Origin of the sequence: Streptomyces shinuiensis, assembly GCF_043660855.1 — a bacterium.
Lineage (GTDB): Bacteria > Actinomycetota > Actinomycetes > Streptomycetales > Streptomycetaceae > Streptomyces.
This window is the reverse complement of record NZ_JBIHML010000001.1, coordinates 5,030,387-5,045,116: the sequence shown is the minus strand read 5'-3', so window position 1 is coordinate 5,045,116 and position 14,730 is coordinate 5,030,387. Positions and strand designations below refer to the sequence as shown.

At 75.0% G+C, this 14,730-nt stretch carries 15 protein-coding genes, 7 tRNA genes and 2 pseudogenes; 10 read left to right on the top strand and 14 right to left on the bottom strand.

What is annotated here, in order from left to right:
* Window positions 1-33 precede the first annotated feature (33 nt).
* Window positions 34-759, top strand: coding sequence for an exonuclease domain-containing protein (locus ACGRHY_RS22900; protein ID WP_394637182.1), 726 nt, complete (start codon window positions 34-36; stop codon window positions 757-759).
* A gap of 101 nt (window positions 760-860) precedes the next feature.
* Here the strand turns inward: ACGRHY_RS22900 and ACGRHY_RS22895 are convergent.
* Window positions 861-932, bottom strand: a tRNA-Val gene (locus tag ACGRHY_RS22895).
* Between the two features lie 48 nt (window positions 933-980).
* A complete protein-coding gene (locus ACGRHY_RS22890) occupies window positions 981-1,553 on the bottom strand; it encodes an SRPBCC family protein (protein WP_394637181.1) in 573 nt (190 codons plus the stop codon).
* A gap of 77 nt (window positions 1,554-1,630) precedes the next feature.
* Here ACGRHY_RS22890 and ACGRHY_RS22885 point away from each other — a divergent pair, with 77 nt between their 5' ends.
* Window positions 1,631-4,195 carry an SCO7613 C-terminal domain-containing membrane protein gene (locus ACGRHY_RS22885; protein ID WP_394637180.1) on the top strand — a complete coding sequence of 855 codons (2,565 nt, stop codon included), beginning with the start codon at window positions 1,631-1,633 and terminating at the stop codon, window positions 4,193-4,195.
* A gap of 186 nt (window positions 4,196-4,381) precedes the next feature.
* On the opposite strand, the pseudogene ACGRHY_RS22880 reads toward ACGRHY_RS22885, so the two are convergent.
* The 5 genes and pseudogenes from ACGRHY_RS22880 to ACGRHY_RS22860 all read right to left on the bottom strand — a co-directional run.
* Window positions 4,382-4,468 (bottom strand): annotated as a pseudogene (locus ACGRHY_RS22880) (hypothetical protein); the annotation flags it as partial.
* Between the two features lie 252 nt (window positions 4,469-4,720).
* A complete protein-coding gene (locus ACGRHY_RS22875; RefSeq protein WP_394638169.1) occupies window positions 4,721-5,470 on the bottom strand; it encodes a carbohydrate ABC transporter permease in 750 nt (249 codons plus the stop codon).
* Window positions 5,471-6,006: pseudogene (locus ACGRHY_RS22870) on the bottom strand (ABC transporter substrate-binding protein); the annotation flags it as partial.
* Between the two features lie 210 nt (window positions 6,007-6,216).
* Window positions 6,217-6,288: transfer RNA gene (locus tag ACGRHY_RS22865), tRNA-Val, on the bottom strand.
* 74 nt (window positions 6,289-6,362) lie between these two features.
* Complete coding sequence (locus tag ACGRHY_RS22860; RefSeq protein ID WP_394637179.1) at window positions 6,363-6,827, bottom strand: TIGR02611 family protein; 465 nt, start codon at window positions 6,825-6,827, stop codon at window positions 6,363-6,365.
* Window positions 6,828-6,948: 121 nt separating this feature from the next.
* Here ACGRHY_RS22860 and ACGRHY_RS22855 point away from each other — a divergent pair, with 121 nt between their 5' ends.
* Complete coding sequence (locus tag ACGRHY_RS22855) at window positions 6,949-7,362, top strand: SsgA family sporulation/cell division regulator (RefSeq protein ID WP_003959770.1); 414 nt, start codon at window positions 6,949-6,951, stop codon at window positions 7,360-7,362.
* A gap of 192 nt (window positions 7,363-7,554) precedes the next feature.
* Window positions 7,555-8,115 carry a CGNR zinc finger domain-containing protein gene (locus ACGRHY_RS22850; RefSeq protein ID WP_394637178.1) on the top strand — a complete coding sequence of 187 codons (561 nt, stop codon included), beginning with the start codon at window positions 7,555-7,557 and terminating at the stop codon, window positions 8,113-8,115.
* An 83-nt stretch (window positions 8,116-8,198) separates the two neighbouring features.
* On the opposite strand, the gene ACGRHY_RS22845 is transcribed toward ACGRHY_RS22850, so the two are convergent.
* Together ACGRHY_RS22845 and ACGRHY_RS22840 are read right to left on the bottom strand one after the other, a co-directional pair.
* Entirely contained in the window at window positions 8,199-8,420 is a 222-nt protein-coding gene (locus tag ACGRHY_RS22845) for a hypothetical protein (RefSeq protein ID WP_394638220.1), read from the bottom strand.
* A 74-nt stretch (window positions 8,421-8,494) separates the two neighbouring features.
* Window positions 8,495-8,974, bottom strand: a complete 480-nt coding sequence (locus ACGRHY_RS22840; protein WP_394637177.1) for a hypothetical protein — start codon at window positions 8,972-8,974, stop codon at window positions 8,495-8,497.
* 141 nt (window positions 8,975-9,115) lie between these two features.
* Here ACGRHY_RS22840 and ACGRHY_RS22835 point away from each other — a divergent pair, with 141 nt between their 5' ends.
* The gene (locus ACGRHY_RS22835) at window positions 9,116-9,649 is read left to right on the top strand and encodes a DsbA family protein (RefSeq protein ID WP_394637176.1); all 534 of its coding nucleotides are present in this window, start codon (window positions 9,116-9,118) and stop codon (window positions 9,647-9,649) included.
* A 13-nt stretch (window positions 9,650-9,662) separates the two neighbouring features.
* Here the strand turns inward: ACGRHY_RS22835 and ACGRHY_RS22830 are convergent, their stop codons facing one another.
* From ACGRHY_RS22830 to ACGRHY_RS22820, 3 genes are all read right to left on the bottom strand, one after another.
* The gene (locus tag ACGRHY_RS22830) at window positions 9,663-10,493 is read right to left on the bottom strand and encodes a GNAT family N-acetyltransferase (RefSeq protein ID WP_394637175.1); all 831 of its coding nucleotides are present in this window, start codon (window positions 10,491-10,493) and stop codon (window positions 9,663-9,665) included.
* Between the two features lie 82 nt (window positions 10,494-10,575).
* Window positions 10,576-11,400 (bottom strand): aminotransferase class IV, encoded by an 825-nt coding sequence (locus ACGRHY_RS22825; protein ID WP_394637174.1) that lies wholly within the window; start codon window positions 11,398-11,400, stop codon window positions 10,576-10,578.
* On the bottom strand, window positions 11,397-12,512 hold the full coding sequence (locus ACGRHY_RS22820) for a chorismate-binding protein (protein WP_394637173.1): 1,116 nt from the start codon (window positions 12,510-12,512) through the stop codon (window positions 11,397-11,399). The genes ACGRHY_RS22825 and ACGRHY_RS22820 overlap by 4 nt, the downstream gene beginning before the upstream one ends.
* Window positions 12,513-12,647: 135 nt before the next feature.
* Here ACGRHY_RS22820 and ACGRHY_RS22815 point away from each other — a divergent pair.
* The 5 genes from ACGRHY_RS22815 (at window position 12,648) to ACGRHY_RS22795 (ending at window position 13,079) form a co-directional block, all read left to right on the top strand.
* Window positions 12,648-12,720 (top strand) — tRNA-Gly (locus ACGRHY_RS22815).
* Between the two features lie 27 nt (window positions 12,721-12,747).
* Window positions 12,748-12,818 (top strand) — tRNA-Cys (locus ACGRHY_RS22810).
* A gap of 1 nt (window position 12,819) precedes the next feature.
* Window positions 12,820-12,891 (top strand) — tRNA-Val (locus tag ACGRHY_RS22805).
* A 26-nt stretch (window positions 12,892-12,917) separates the two neighbouring features.
* Window positions 12,918-12,989 (top strand) — tRNA-Val (locus ACGRHY_RS22800).
* An 18-nt stretch (window positions 12,990-13,007) separates the two neighbouring features.
* Window positions 13,008-13,079: transfer RNA gene (locus tag ACGRHY_RS22795), tRNA-Val, on the top strand.
* A 64-nt stretch (window positions 13,080-13,143) separates the two neighbouring features.
* Here ACGRHY_RS22795 and ACGRHY_RS22790 read toward each other — a convergent pair.
* On the bottom strand, window positions 13,144-13,419 hold the full coding sequence (locus ACGRHY_RS22790; protein WP_394637172.1) for a TFIIB-type zinc ribbon-containing protein: 276 nt from the start codon (window positions 13,417-13,419) through the stop codon (window positions 13,144-13,146).
* Between the two features lie 138 nt (window positions 13,420-13,557).
* The gene (locus tag ACGRHY_RS22785) at window positions 13,558-14,568 is read right to left on the bottom strand and encodes a phosphotransferase family protein (protein ID WP_394637171.1); all 1,011 of its coding nucleotides are present in this window, start codon (window positions 14,566-14,568) and stop codon (window positions 13,558-13,560) included.
* Window positions 14,569-14,730 lie beyond the last annotated feature (162 nt).

Here is a 14,730-nt window from a genome sequence, read left to right as displayed (position 1 = left end):
GGTCCCGGTCTCGACACGGAGGGGAACGAGAGCATGACGGTGTGGTACGAGGGACCGCTCGCCGCATTCGACACCGAGACCACGGGGGTGGACCCGGAGCGGGACCGGATCGTCTCGGCCGCGCTGGTGGTGCAGGACGCGCCGGGGGCTGAGGTGCGCGCCGTGCGCTGGCTGGTGGACCCGGGGGTGCCGGTGCCCGAGCCGGCGGCGGCGGTGCACGGTCTGACCGGGGATCACCTGCGCGAGCACGGCCGCCGCCCGGCGGAGGCGGTCGGGGAGATCGTGCGGGCCCTGGTGGAGCGTGCTTCCGAGGGGCTGCCGCTGGTGGTGATGAACGCGCCGTTCGATCTGACGCTGCTGGACCGGGAGTCGCGGCGGCATCACGGCGCCTCGCTGACCGATGCCGTCGCGTCCCCTCCGCTGCACGTGCTGGACCCGCGGGTGCTGGACAAGCATCTGGACCGCTACCGCAAGGGCCGCCGCACCCTGGCCGCGCTGTGCGAGCACTACGGCGTGGAGCTGGCCGAGGCCCATGACGCGGCCGCCGACGCCGCGGCGGCGCTCGAGGTCGTGCGGGAGGTGGGGCGCCGTCACGCGCGGCGGCTGTCCTCGCTGTCGCCGACCGAGCTGCACACCCTGCAGTCGGTCTGGCACGCGGCCCAGGCGCGCGGGCTGCAGGCGTGGTTCGCCCGCAACGGGTCCGACGAGAAGGTCGATCCGGCGTGGCCGCTGCGGACGGAGGTCCCGGCCGCGGTCTGAGAGCGTTCCGAGCCCGGCGCCGCCCCGGGAAAGCGGGCCGGGAGCGTGGGCGCGAAACACGGGAGGCCGGTTCCGTCGGACGGAACCGGCCTCCCGGGCGGTGGGCGATACTGGGATCGAACCAGTGACCTCTTCGGTGTGAACGAAGCGCTCTCCCGCTGAGCTAATCGCCCCTGCGGTGCCCTGCGGCACGACGAGAACCATACAGGGACCGCGTGTGTTCATCCAAACTCCTTCCCGCGCCCTCCCGGTGGCCCCTCCCCCAGCCGGCGGCGCAGCCCGCGGTGCCCGGCGCGCATCATCAGCGCGTGGTTGGCCGCGAACAGCGGGCGGCCGGGCAGCGCCAGCAGCCGCAGGAGGGGTCTGCGGGCCTCCACCTCCTGCTCGAAGACGGCCCGGGTGCCGGTGGCCGCGCCCGGGCGGCCCGCGTCGGCGGGGCCGTGCGGCCCTCGGTGCCGGCCGTCGCGCGGGGCGAGCCGCCAGCGGGCCCAGCCCTCCAGGTCACCGGTCATCTCGATCGCCAGGGTCCGGGCGGCGGGGTCGCGGAGAGTGAGCCGGACGCCGATCCGCAGGTCGTAGGGGAGCAGGGCGCGGATGCGGGCGGAGCCGGCCGCCCGGCCCCCTCCCCCGTCGCCGCCCTCCCGCCAGACGACCTCGCGCACCTGCGGCCACCACCGGGGGTACTCCCCGGCCCTCTCGAGGACGGCGTAGACGTCCCCGGGTGATGCCTCCAGGTCCCAGACACCGCGGAAGCGGTAGTGGTTCCGGCCCACCGCGTCCCCCTCCCTCCTCACCGGGCGCGGTGGTACTCAGACGGCCCTGAGTACCACCGCGCATGCCCGCTCGCCCTCGTATGCGCCACACTCCGCGCATGCCGAACCTCCCGCCGCCTGCCTACTGCCCCGGCTGTTCCCTGCCACTCGCTCCCGGTGCGCCGGGGGCCGCATGCCCCCGGTGCGCACTGCCGCTCACCGGTCCGGTGCCGCAGCGGGTGCGGGAGATCGACGCGGAGCTGTGGCGGCTGGAGGCCCGGCGCACCGAACTGCTCGCCACGCGCCAGGAGTTGCTGGCCGGGCTGCGCGCTTCCGGACCCGGGAGCGGTGGGCGGGCGGATGCCGCTCCGGCCGATCCGTCCGCCCCTGCCGCCCCGCCGGCCGCGCGGAACGTGCTGCTGGCCCTCGGCGGGGCGCTGCTGGCGGTCGCGGTCACCGCATTCACGCTGGTGAGCTGGGGCAGGCTGGGCATCGGGGGGCGCTCGGCGGTGTTGGGCGCGCTGACGCTGCTGGCCCTCGGCGTGCCCGTGGCGCTGCTCCGCCGCGGGCTGACCGCGACGGCCGAGGCGGTGGCGTCGCTGGGGCTGGTCCTGCTGCTGCTCGACGCCTACGCGCTGCACCGGGTGGCGCTGCCGGGGGCCGGCGGCGCCGGCTACGCGGCGGTGTCGGCGGCGGTGACCGCCGCGCTCTGGGCGGGGTACGGGGCGGCGCTGCCGCGGCTGCGCGGTCCGCTGCCGGTCGCCCTGTGCCTCGCCCAGCTCCCGCTGCCGCTGTGGGTGCTGGGCGCGGACGGCGGCCCGTACGCCTTCTCCTGGGCGCTGCTGGCCACGGCGTCCGGCGACGCGGCGGTGGCGCTGTGGTGTGCCGGTCGGTGTGCCGGACGCGGACGGCGGGCGGTGACGGTGACGGCTCTCGCCGCGGGCTGTGCGCTGGGGGCTTGGGGACTGCTGACCTCCGCCGTACTGGCCCTGACGGCTGCGAGGTGGGCCGAGTCGGCACACGCGGCGGCGCTGCTCGCGGCGGCCGCCGCGGTGCTGCTGTACGCGGCCCGCCGGCTCGCCCGTACCGCCGCCCGCACGGATGCGGCGGCGCCCGCGGCGGTGGTACCGGTCGCTGTGGCGCCTGCCGCTGTGGCGGGACTGGCCGTGCTGGTGGCGGGCGGAAGCGGGCTGTGGAGGGTGGGGGCGCTGCCGGAGCCGGGATGGCCGGTGCTGGGGTTCCTGCTGTGCGCGCTGGCACTGGGGGCGGTCCCGGTGGGGGAGCGGTCCGTGGCGGCGGGACTGCGGCTGGCGTCCGCCGCGGTGTGCGCCGGTGCCGCGCTGTGGGCGCTGCCCGCCGTGGCGCGGCTGGCGCTGGGGCCGCTGGGCTGGGTGTTCAGGGTGTGGGACGGTGCGCCGCAGGGCGCCCGGGCCGCGGTCGCTCCGGGGCTGGGCTGGCCGTACGGAATGGCGCTGCCGGCGGTACTGGGCACGCTGGCGCTGGCGGCGGCCGCGGTGGGCCGGGGCCCGGGTGCGGGGGCGTGGGTGCCGCGGGAATGGCGCACATGGGCCCGAGGGTGCGTGCCGGCGGCGGCGGGTGCGGCGGCGGCCGCACTGCCGGTGGTGCTGGATCTGCCGTACCGGGTGGCCGTGGTGCTGCTGGTGGCACTGGTGGTGCTGGTGGTGCTGCTGCCGGCCGTCCCGGTGGGCCCGGTCCGGCCGGGCACGGCCGGGACGGCTCCTGTGACCGCGCTGGTGGCGGCCGTGGCGGTGAGCGGCTGGTCCCTGGCCGAACCGGCGATGACGGTGGCCGTCCTGGGCGCGCTGGCCGCCGCCTTCGCCGGTGCTGCGGTGGTCGCGCGCGCCGACGCGGCGGTGGGTCCGGTGGCGGCCGTGTCGGCGGTGCTGTGGTCGGGCGCGTTCGCGGCCGCCCTCCCCCTGGCCCTGGGCGTACCGCTCCACCGGACGGCGTTCGCGGTGCTGGGCGTCGCGGTCGCCACGGTGCCCCTGGCGGCCCGGCTGCGGGCGCATCCGGCCGGGGCGGCGGTGGAGTGGGCCGGGTACGCCGTCGCCGCCGCGGCCGTCGCGCTGACGGTTGCGGAGCCCGTCGCGCTCTCCCTGGCCCTGGCCCTGTGCGGGGTGGCCGCGGGGGGTGTGGCACTGCGCGCGGAGCGCCGGCCGGTCGCGGCGTACGCGGGGGGCGCGCTGCTGGTGCTGGCCTGGTGGGTGCGGCTGGGGAGCTGGGAAGTGGCCTCGCCGGAGGCGTACACCCTGCCGGTCACCGTCCCCGCGCTGGCCATCGGCCATCTGCACCGGATCCGGCCGGAGGTCTCCTCCTGGGCGGCGTACGGCCCCGGGCTGGCGACGACGCTGGTGCCGAGCCTGGCGGCGGTCTGGATGGACGCGCACTGGCCTCGTCCGCTGCTGCTGGGCACCGCCGCGCTGGCCCTGACCGTGCTGGGCGCGAGGTCACGGCTGAAGGCCCCGCTGCTGCTGGGCGGGGGCACCGCCGCGCTGGTCGCCGTGCACGAGCTGGCCCCCCATGTCGTCCAGGTGGCCGGGCTCCTTCCCCGCTGGGCGACGCCGGCCGCCGCGGGCGTGCTGCTCCTGCTCGTCGGCGCGACCTACGAGCGGCGGCTGCGGGACGCCCGGCGGCTGCGCCGCGCGGTGGGCCGGATGCGCTGACGGGCGCGCCGTACCGGGCCCCGGGAGGGGCGGACGGGAGCCTGGACCGTCCGCCCCGGTCCGGTCGGCCTCACCCGGCGAGGAGGTCCCCGGCCAGGGCGGGGTTCCGGATGGCGGCCGGGCCGTACAGGGCCGTGGTGGCGGTGGGGCCTCGGCGGGTGCGGCGGGCGCGGTCCACTTCGGGGTGCCGTCGGGCCGGTACGCGGTGGGCCAGGCCCGGGCGGGGCACCGCCGGTCCTCCGGGCAGCAGCCCGGAGGAGACCACCCGCAGATCGAAGGCGAGCAGCGCCAGGGCGGCCCACCACAGCAGCGAGAACCGCCAGCCGGTGCGTACTGCGGCCGCCCACTCGGCGGCGAACGCGGGCAGCGCCGTCACCAGTGCGAGTGCGGCGAGCAGCAGCCACACCCCGGCCAGCAGGCACTCGGCGAAGAGCGCGAACCGGGTGGCGAGGGGCCGCCGGTCCGTGCCGGCCGCGGCGCCCGTGGCGGTGCCCGCGGTTGCGTCCGCCGCGGCGCTCGTCCCGCTCATCCCTTGAGCCCCGAGGCGGCCGCGCCCTCGACGAGGTGGCGCCGGAAGGCGAGGAAGAACAGCAGCACCGGCAGCAGGGCCGCCACCGACGTCGCGATCATGCCGCCGTAGTCGGCGAGGCTGTCCTGGTCCATGAACATCTTCAGGCCGAGCGGGACGGTGTACTTGTCGGGCTCGTTGAGGTAGATCAGCGGACCGGGGAAGTCGTTCCAGGAGCAGATGAAGCTGAAGATGGCGCTGGTGATCAGCGCCGGGCGGCACAGCGGCAGCACGATCGTCCAGTAGATCCGCCAGTGGCCGCAGCCGTCGATGCGGGCCGCCTCGTCCAGTTCCCTGGGGAGGTTCCGCATGAACTGCACCATCAGGAAGACGAAGAAGGCGTCCACCGCGAGGAACTTGCCCAGCAGCACGTGGACGGGCAGCAGCAGGGTGCCGATCATCAGCGCGAACAGCACGTTGCGGCCCGCGAAGCGGATCCGGGCGAAGGCGTACGCGGCCAGTGAGCAGGAGATCAGCACGCCGGCCACCGATCCCAGCGCGACCAGCAGCGAGTTGACGAAGAACGTCTCGATGCCGATGCCCGCGATCCCGTCGGCGAGCCGCTCGTAGTTGCCGGTGATCGGGTCGGTGGGCAGCGGTTCGAGGCTGCCCACGATCTCGTCGCCCGGTTTGAGGGAGCCGCCCAGCACCCGGACGACCGGGTAGAGCACCACGGCCAGGAGGGCCGGCGCCCCCAGGTGCCACAGGACCTGCGCGGCCTGCTTGGCCGGGACGAGCAGGCCGTCGTCGAGCTTGGCGCGGTGGTCGCCCCACCACTTCCTCAGGTCGGCCTCGGTGAAGCCGAGTCCTTCCTCGGTGAAGAACGCCTTGCCCTGCCGAGCCCCTGGCGGAAGTCGTCCAGGTTCAGATTGCCCGCCTTCACCTGGGCGTTGAGGTCCAGCAGCAGGTTCTTCTGGCCGTACTCGCGCAGGAAGGCATAGGAGTTCCGGAAGACGTCGGGCGGGTTGCCTCCCGCGGTCTGGGTGTTGAACTTCGTCCAGAAGTCGCCGTACTCCTGGAAGCCGGTCTTGACCTCGATGCCGGGACTCTCCTTCTCGAACAGGTCTATGGCCCTGTTGATCAGGTCGGCCCGGTCCTGCGCACCCCACCAGGAGTAGCGGATGGCCACCTTGCCGTCCGCGCCTCCGTCACCGCCGCCGCACCCGGAGGCGAGCAGTCCCAGCGCGGCCAGACCGGCCCCCATGGCCCGCAGACCTGCGCCCCTGCTCCGTCGAGAACTCATCGAAACGCCCCTCCCGGGCGGGTTCGTCCCGCCACCCCAGTCGTTTGAAACGTTTCAGGCAAGCGCTTGCCGGGTTAACTCGGGGACGTGCGGCAGAGGCGTCAACGGTTCGGACGGGATTCACCGCCGGGCATCCGGAGCGTGTGCGGACGGACACGAAGAGGCCGGGGTCCCGGCAGACTCAGCGCCTGCCGGGACCCCGGCCTTCGGTGGGCGATACTGGGATCGAACCAGTGACCTCTTCGGTGTGAACGAAGCGCTCTCCCGCTGAGCTAATCGCCCGGGTGCGGCGACAACATTACCGCATGTCAGCGACTGCCCGTGACCCCCTCGCGCCCCAGGCGGCCCTCGCCGGCTCAGCCCGCGACGTCCCACGGCATCGCCATCCCGTACCGCGCCAGGTACAGGCCCACCAGGACCGCGGCGACGGCCGCCCCGAGCGCCGTGAGCGTCATGTTGCGGCGCCGCACCTTCGGGTCGAGCGCGCGCCTGGCCGCCTCGGAGACCTTGCGCCGCGTCCACCGCAGGACGATCTGGGCCCAGACGAACTCGGTCGCCCAGACCGCCAGCCCCGTGAAGATCACCAGCCAGCCCGGCCCCGGCAGCGCCAGCATCAGCACTCCGGCGAACACGATGGCGAGCCCGACCAGGAAGACCCCCACCTGCCAGCTCAGATGGAGCGTCCGGGATGCCTTGATGAAGTGCGGCGCCCGTGAACCGAGGGCCCGTTCCTTACTCTCGGTTTCCACCCGCCCCAGATTACCCGAGGCCTCCGCGCCGTTCGCCCGAACAGACCACCGGCCAAATCCCCATTCCTCCATCTGAATGATGTGAAGGGAAACAAAAGGGGCAGAGGGGTTTACACCCCTCCCCTAGGTGGCATGTCGATTTCGCCGACGTGCGAATCCCCGAGCGCACACTGAGCGAAAGGCCCTGGCGCTTATGAACACCACGGTCAGCTGCGAGCTGCACCTGCGCCTCGTTGTATCGAGCGAGTCCTCCCTGCCTGTACCCGCGGGCCTGCGGTATGACACGGCCGATCCCTACGCCGTGCACGCCACCTTCCACACCGGCGCCGAGGAGACCGTCGAGTGGGTCTTCGCCCGCGATCTCCTCGCCGAAGGCCTGCACCGTCCCACAGGCACCGGCGACGTCCGTGTCTGGCCGTCCCGCAGCCACGGTCAGGGCGTCGTCTGCATCGCTCTCAGCTCGCCGGAGGGCGAGGCGCTGCTGGAGGCCCCCGCGCGGGCCCTGGAATCCTTCCTCAAGCGAACGGACGCCGCCGTCCCCCCAGGCACCGAGCACCGGCACTTCGACCTCGACACCGAGCTCTCCCACATCCTCGCGGAGAGCTGACGAACGCCGGCACCCCGCTGCCGTCCGACTCGGGGCGACGGCTCGGGGCCCGGCTCTCCCTGCCCAGCGACGGCGACGCCGCCGCCACGTACCACAGTGGCGGCGGCGTCGCCGTGTTCGGGAGAGGCTAGAGTCTCACCGCAGCAAGGCCCGCAGGGCTGCCGACGAGAAACCGGCCAGGGAGCGACGACCGTGCTGATCAACCACGACACCCGGTGCGCTCTCGACGCCGTTGTCGACCTCCTGAACACCGCGCCCGACGAGCACACCCCCGACACGCTCACCGACACCGGCGCGCTGCACGCCTTCGTCGAGCGCAACGCCGTCAGCGACGTGGGCGCCCTGGAGGAGGCGGACCTGGCCGCCGTACGGGACGTGCGCGAGCAGTTCGGGCGGGTCTTCGCCGTCTCCGACGCGCACCGCGCGGCCGAACTGGTGAACACACTGGTCGCCGCCGCCGGCACCACGCCCAGGCTCACCGACCACGACGGCTACGACTGGCACATCCACTACTTCGCTCCCGGCGCCTCACTCGCCGACCACCTCGCCGCGGACGGCGGCATGGCCCTGGCCTTCCTGGTCGTCGCCGGGGAGCGCGAGCGGCTGCGCCGCTGCGCCGCCCCCGACTGCCACCGCGCCTTCGTCGACCTGTCCCGCAACCGCTCGCGCCGCTACTGCGACAGCCGCACCTGCGGCAACCGTCTGCACGTGGCCGCCTACCGGGCGCGGCAGCGCGAGGCGTCCGGGAGCTGACCGGCCCGGCCGGCGCCTGCCCCGGCCCTGCGGCCCCGGCCGCAAGCGCCGCTGAGACCGGGGAGCGGAGAGCAAAGCGGCGGTCAGAGCAGAAACAGGTCGTGCGCCGCGGCCAGGAAGACCAGCGCGCCGATGACGGCCAGGAAGAGCATCAGCGGCGGCTGGGAGAGGGCGAACAGGCAGCCGCGGGGCTCGGCCGGCCCGGCGGGGGATCCGGCGGTCGGTCCGCCGGGCCGGACGCCGGAACCCGCCTCGCGCAGGGAGCCGGGGGCACGGTCCTGGGGTGTGTCGGTGGTGTCGCGCATCTCGCCGCGATGATGGCGCGGGCCGGAGCGCCGCGCGGTTCAACACACCATCGCGCGGTCACTGTTCACCGGATTCAGATGCCGTGTTTCTTCAGAATCGCTTCGATGTCCGAGAAGTCGTCCGCGTCGGTCGCCCCCGCCGCCGGCCGCTCCTCACGGCCCCCGCCTCCCCTGGCGCCCTCACCTCCGAGGGCCCGCCGGGGGGCTCCGGACTCCGCCGCGCGGCGCACACCGCGCCCGGACCCGGTACCGCCCTCGCGGGCACGCGTACGCCTACCGGCGGCGCGGCCCACCACGTAGAGGACGAGGGCCGCGGCGAGCACCCCGAAGCCGGCCCAGACCGTGGGCTTGAGCACCAGGTCCGAGGCCCAGGCCGCCACCGCCCCTGCGATCTCGCCGAACATTCCCAGCAGGCCGGACATCGCCAGCCCGATAGGCACCAGGGACAGGGCCGCTATGCGAGTGGCCGCGGCGAAGCGGCGGCGGTAGGCCGTCAGGAAGGCGACGGCCAGTCCCGCCGCGGAGAGCGCCGCGCAGACGGTCGTGGTCAGCATGTATCCATCGTGCCGCTCCTCACCCCGAATGTGCCACGTTCAGCCCCGCGATCTCGGGGGGATTTCCGGGCCCTCTCCTCCTCCGGCCCCCCTCGCGGACCTCCCGCGCTCCTCCCGGGGCCCGGCTGGGAGACTGTCGGCATGAACGACACCCGCCCCACCCGCCCCGTCCTGGACGTCTGGTGCGAGCTGCAGTGCCCCGACTGCGACCGGGCCATGACCGACCTGCGCGCGCTGCGCGAGCGGTACGGCGACGCCCTGGAGATCCGACTGCGCCACTTCCCCCTGGACAAGCACCGCCACTCCTACGCCGCCGCCCAGGCCGCCGAGGAGGCGTACGCGCAGGGCCGCGGCGACGAGTACGCCGAGGCGGTCCTGGCCCGCGCCGGGGAGCTGGGAGAGCGTGGCGAGGAACTGCTGCTGGAGGTGGCCCGGGAGCTGGGCCTGGACGACGAGGAGATGGACACCGCCCTGATCGACGGGCGGCATCTGCTCGTCGTCGACGCCGACCAGGCCGAGGGCCGGGCGATCGGGGTCACCGGCACCCCGACCTATGTGGTCGGCGGTGAGCGGCTGGACGGCGGGAAGAGCCAGGAGGGCCTGCGCGAGCGGATCGAGGAGATCTCCGACCGGCTGCTGGCCGGGGCCGGGGAAGAGGCCGGGCGGAACGGCTAGACGCACTGCCCGGCTAGAGCAGCGGCTTGTGCAGGTGGTGGACGGTCGGCCGGTGGCCGAGCGACTCGTACAGCCGCAGGGCCGCGGTGTTGTCCGTGAAGACGTTCAGCCCGAGCGTGCGCACCCCGGCCGCCAGGCACTCGCGCTCGGCTGCGAGCATCAGCGTCCGGCCGTGGCCCCGGCCGCGGTGCGCCGGGTGCACCTCGACATCGAAGACCCAGGCGCCCGGGCCGTGCTCATGGGCCGTCGCGAGCCAGAGCGTGCCGATGTCCTTCCCCTCGTGGACGAGGACGCGCAGGACGGCGCCCGCGGTGTCCGGCCCGTCGGGAAGCAGCCGGACGTGGTCCGCCTCGGAACTGAGCCGGGCGCGCTCGGGCTCCACGCCCCGGCCGGTCCAGGCGCGGGCGTGGACCGCCCGGCGTCCCTCCAGCCACGCCGGGTACTCCCCCGCCTCCAGGGGGCGCACCGCGCTGCCGCCGGGCAGCACGGGTGCCCCGGACAGCTCCTTGGACATGCTCCGGCTGCGCTCGGTGTAGCCCAGGGCGGCGGCCAGTCGCAGGGCGGGGCCGGCGTCCGCCGGGATACTCGCCTCGATCCGGCGGCAGCCCCAGCCGCGCAGCACCTCCTCGGCCGCGAGCGCGGCGACGGTGGCCCGGCCCCGGCGGCGGTCGGGCTCGTGGACGGCGAGCGCCTCGATGCGGCCGGCCGACGGGCCGAAGCGCGCGTCGGTGGCCAGGCGCACACCGCCGACGGGTCGGCCGTTGACGCAGATGTCGTACGAGTGGGAGCGCGAGCCGTCCGCGTCGAGCCGCTCGGGTCCGGTGGGGCGCAGGGTGGTGGTCATCGCCCGGGTTCTACCCACCGCGGCGCCCCGCTGTCACCGGGGCACTGGGAAGGCCGGGGGCACAGGAGGCGCGGCCGCCGCCTCACGGGTCGATGTCGGCCGCCGAGCGCTCGGCGAAGATCCGCATCGCCTTGGCCGTGACCGGCCCCGGCGCGGAGGGCAGTTCGCGTCCGTCGACCCGGTGGACGGCCTGGACGTCGCGCAGGGTGGAGGTGAGGAAGACCTCCTCGGCCCGCTCCAGGACGTCCACCGGCAGGTCGGTCTCCTGCGCCCCCGTCCACTCGGCCACCAGTGCTCGGGTGATCCCGGCGAGGCAGCCGGAGGCGAGCGGCGGGGTGTGCAGCTCACCGTCGACGACGACGAAGACGTTGGAACCGGTGCCCTCGCACAGCCGCCCGACGGTGTTGCCGAAGAGGGCCTCGGAGGCGCCCTGCCGGCGGGCGTGGGCCAGCGCGACGACGTTCTCGGCGTACGAGGTGGTCTTCAGGCCGGCCAGCGCGCCGCGCTCGTTGCGGACCCAGGGGACGGTGACGACGGCGGTGGTGTCGGGGCGGGGCTCCGCCTCGCCGAGGGCGACGACCAGGGTGGGCCCGGCGTCGCCGCGGTCGGAGCCGAGGGGGGAGGGCCCGCCGGTGTAGGTGATCCGCAGCCGGCCCAGCGGCACGGGGTCGGCCTCCACCACGGCGGCGCAGGCGCGGCGCACCTCGTCCCGGTCCGGCTCGGGCAGGCCCAGGCCGCGGGCGGAGGCGGCGAGGCGCTCAACGTGGCGGGTGAGGGCGAAGGTCCGCCCACCGGCGGCCTTGACCGTCTCGAAGACCCCGTCGCCGACGGTCAGCCCGTGGTCGAGCACGGACACCCGTGCGGCGTCGGCGTCCCGCAGTTCTCCGTCCACCCAGATCAGCGTCATGCCCCAGCTCCTCCGGTCCCGCCTGTCGTACCCGCCGCGCCGGTGGTCCGGATCGCGCCGCTCGCAGGAGGCGTCTTCGCGTACTCCCCCGACGCTACCGTGAGCAGCCGCTCCGCCTTGAGTTCGGTCTCCTCCCACTCCCGCTCCGGGTCCGAGCCCCAGGTGATCCCGGCGCCGGTGCCGAAGCGCAGCGCCGGGCCGCCGGGCGCGGCGCGGTCGATCCAGAAGGTGCGGATGCCCACCGCCAGTTCCCCGGTGCCGCGGTCGGCGTCCACCCAGCCGATGCCACCGCAGTACGGGCCGCGCGGGGCCGTCTCAAGCGAGCGGATGACGCGCAGGGCACTGGACTTGGGGGCGCCGGTGACCGACCCGGGCGGGAAGGTGTGCTCCAGCAGTCCGGCCCAGCCGGCCGCGGGCGCCAGTTCGCCGCGGACGGTGGAGACGAGGTGGACGAGCCCGGGGTGCGGCTCGACCGCGCACAGGGCGGGGACGGTGACCGAGCCGGTGGCGCTGACACGGCCGAGGTCGTTGCGGACCAGGTCCACGATCATCACGTTCTCGGCGTGGTCCTTGTCCAGCAGGTCGGCGGCCGTGCGTCCGGTGCCCTTGATGGGGCGGGACTCCACGGTGCGCCCGCGGCGGGCGAGGTACAGCTCGGGCGAGGCCGTGGCGACCTCAACCCCGTGGGCGGGGAGGCGGACGGTGCCGGCGTGGGGGGCGGGGTTGCCGCGCGCCAGGAGCGCGGTCAGTTCGTCGGGATCGGCGGCGGCCGGGTCGGGCAGCGGCGCGGTGAGCACGCGGCAGAGGTTGGCCTGGTAGACCTCGCCGGCCGCTATGTGCTCGCGTATGCGCCGCACGCCCGCGGTGTAGGCGGCACGGTCCAGGGACGACGTCCAGGCACCGGTGTCCGGTCCGTGCCAGCGCCCCGGCCGGGGGCGGGGTACGGGGGCGGGCCGCACATCGCCGAAGCGGGCGCAGACCAGGCGCCCCTCGAAGTCGGCGACCACCGCCCACCAGCCCGTGGAGTCCAGGGCGGCGGGGTCGCTGGTGACGTCACGCAGGTCGGTGGCGACAAGGCCGCCGAAGCGGGCGAGGGGGGCCGGATCGTGCACGCGGCGAGTCTATGGCGGGCACGCTGGGGAAACGGAATTTGAGCTGGCCCGGGAATCCGCTAGAGTTCATGTCGTCACCGAGCGCGGCAGCGGGCGGTGGCTGCAGCTCCCGAGCACCGCCCCGGGAGAGGCACTGCGGACGTAGCTCAGTTGGTAGAGCACCACCTTGCCAAGGTGGATGTCGCGAGTTCGAGTCTCGTCGTCCGCTCGATGGGGGCCTCGCGGCCCTCGTGCTGGTGGAGTGGCCGAGAGGCGAGGCAACGGCCTGCAAAGCCGTCTACACGGGTTCAAATCCCGTCTCCACCTCGGACGATTAGCTCAGCGGGAGAGCGCTTCCCTGACACGGAAGAGGTCACTGGTTCAATCCCAGTATCGTCCACCGGGGCCCCTCGGGGTCCTTGTTCCGCGCGATTAGCTCAGCGGGAGAGCGCTTCCCTGACACGGAAGAGGTCACTGGTTCAATCCCAGTATCGCGCACGCGGCACACCGCACCACGGACGATTAGCTCAGCGGGAGAGCGCTTCCCTGACACGGAAGAGGTCACTGGTTCAATCCCAGTATCGTCCACACCCCCCGAAGGGCCGGAGCCGGATGCTCCGGCCCTTCGTCGTGCTCCGGGCCCTCCTTCCGGTCAGGAGGAGAACAGCATCCGGCTGAAGCTCTTGTGGCGGCTGTGGTGACCGTGGTGGCCGTGATTCGGGGCTCCCCAGGCGGGAGGGGCCGGGTAGGGCTGAGCGGCCGGGCCCGGCGGGGGCGGGGCGGGCTGCGACCACTGCGACTCGAGGCGGGTGAGCGCCTCCAGTTCCCCGTAGTCGAGGAAGACCCCCCGGCAGCCGCCGCACTGCTCGATCTGGACTCCGCTGCGGTTGTACGTCTGCATGTGCGCTCGGCACTTGGGACACTGCATCGCGTCTCGCCTCCGTGGCGGTAGGGACTGTGTGGTTGTGCAGACGCGCTGCGGGGGTGTTCCGGATGCGTCCGCGCACCGGTCGGATCGGTGGGGCGGGCCGTCCGGGCGCACCCAGCGTAGGGCTCACGGACTCCTTCAGGACCCCGAGATGCGGGAACAGGCGTCGACCAGGGCCCGGTCGGTCTCGTCCGGCGCGCGTCCCTCGGCCTCGGCCCTGGTCAGTGCGCGGGCCGCCAGTTGGACGGTCAGCGCCCGCGCGGGCGCGTCCAGCCGCGGCCAGGGGTCGGAGGGACGGCCGTTCGCGCCGCCGGGGAGCGCGGTGCCGCCCGCGGCCCGGTAGGCGTCCAGGAGGCGGCCGAAGTCCGCGGGAGCCAGCAGCCCGGTGGCGAACCAGGCGGCGGGCCGGGCCAGGTCCCAGGCCGGGTCGCCCAGGCCCAGGTCGTCCACGTCGATGAGGCGCCAGGGGCCGTCGGGCGCCGGGTGCCGGACGAGTTGCCCCAGGTGAAGGTCGCCGTGGCAGAGGGCGTCCGCACGCGGCGGCGGGGCCTCGTCTCGCGTCCACGCGGGCAGGCCGGCCCAGGCCGCCTCGACGGCCCGCACCGCGGCGGTGCGGCGGACTGTGCGGCGCAGCGACTCCACGGCGCGGGCGGCCTTGACGGGGCCGCGCATCGGCGGGAGCGGGCCGGGCAGCACGGCGGGCGGTAGGGCGTGCAGGCGGGCGAGCAGCGCACCGACCTCCTCCCAGGGAGCGGCCCCGGGCGCGCCGGGGTCCACGGGGGTGCCGTAGGGCCACAGGCTCACCGGGCGGCCGTCGGGCAGGACGTCCAGAAGCCGCCTCTCAGGCCCCGCCCCCGTTTCCGGGGGCCCGGTCCGCGGACCTCCGGCGGCGGGCAGCGGCGCGAGCAGGACGCGGCTCAGCAGCGGGTGGGCGGCGACGCCCAGCCGGAGCGCGAGCCGTCCGAGGTCACCGCCGGGGGCGTGCGCCTTGGCCACGACGCTCCCGCTGCGTACGACGGTGGCGTCGGGCCGCTCGGCCAGCACCACGGGCCGGCCGGCGCCGTCGGCGGTCGCGGTGCGGGCAAAGGCCGTGGCACCGGCGGAGGCGGCCCGGTGCGCGAGATGTGCGGTGAGCGGTGCGTGCGCCACGATGTCCTTGCCCCCCCCTCCCGGGCCCGCGGGCGCGGGCCGTGCGGCGGATCGTACGGCCCGGAACGGCGCGATGCCCGGGCAGTTCCCCAACTGCCCGGGCCTCACGCCGTCCGCCGTACCCCCGTCCCCACGGGGTTGGGTGACCGGATGTCCCGGCTC

Coding starts and splice junctions, on each gene's coding strand:
- ACGRHY_RS22900 (WP_394637182.1), top strand. CDS start 34: ATGACGGTGTGGTACGAGGGACCGCTCGCCGCATTCGACACCGAGACC.
- ACGRHY_RS22885 (WP_394637180.1), top strand. CDS start 1,631: ATGCCGAACCTCCCGCCGCCTGCCTACTGCCCCGGCTGTTCCCTGCCA.
- ACGRHY_RS22860 (WP_394637179.1), bottom strand. CDS start 6,827: ATGGAGGAATGGGGATTTGGCCGGTGGTCTGTTCGGGCGAACGGCGCG.
- ACGRHY_RS22855 (WP_003959770.1), top strand. CDS start 6,949: ATGAACACCACGGTCAGCTGCGAGCTGCACCTGCGCCTCGTTGTATCG.
- ACGRHY_RS22845 (WP_394638220.1), bottom strand. CDS start 8,420: ATGCGCGACACCACCGACACACCCCAGGACCGTGCCCCCGGCTCCCTG.
- ACGRHY_RS22840 (WP_394637177.1), bottom strand. CDS start 8,974: ATGCTGACCACGACCGTCTGCGCGGCGCTCTCCGCGGCGGGACTGGCC.
- ACGRHY_RS22835 (WP_394637176.1), top strand. CDS start 9,116: ATGAACGACACCCGCCCCACCCGCCCCGTCCTGGACGTCTGGTGCGAG.
- ACGRHY_RS22830 (WP_394637175.1), bottom strand. CDS start 10,493: ATGACCACCACCCTGCGCCCCACCGGACCCGAGCGGCTCGACGCGGAC.
- ACGRHY_RS22825 (WP_394637174.1), bottom strand. CDS start 11,400: ATGACGCTGATCTGGGTGGACGGAGAACTGCGGGACGCCGACGCCGCA.
- ACGRHY_RS22790 (WP_394637172.1), bottom strand. CDS start 13,419: ATGCAGTGTCCCAAGTGCCGAGCGCACATGCAGACGTACAACCGCAGC.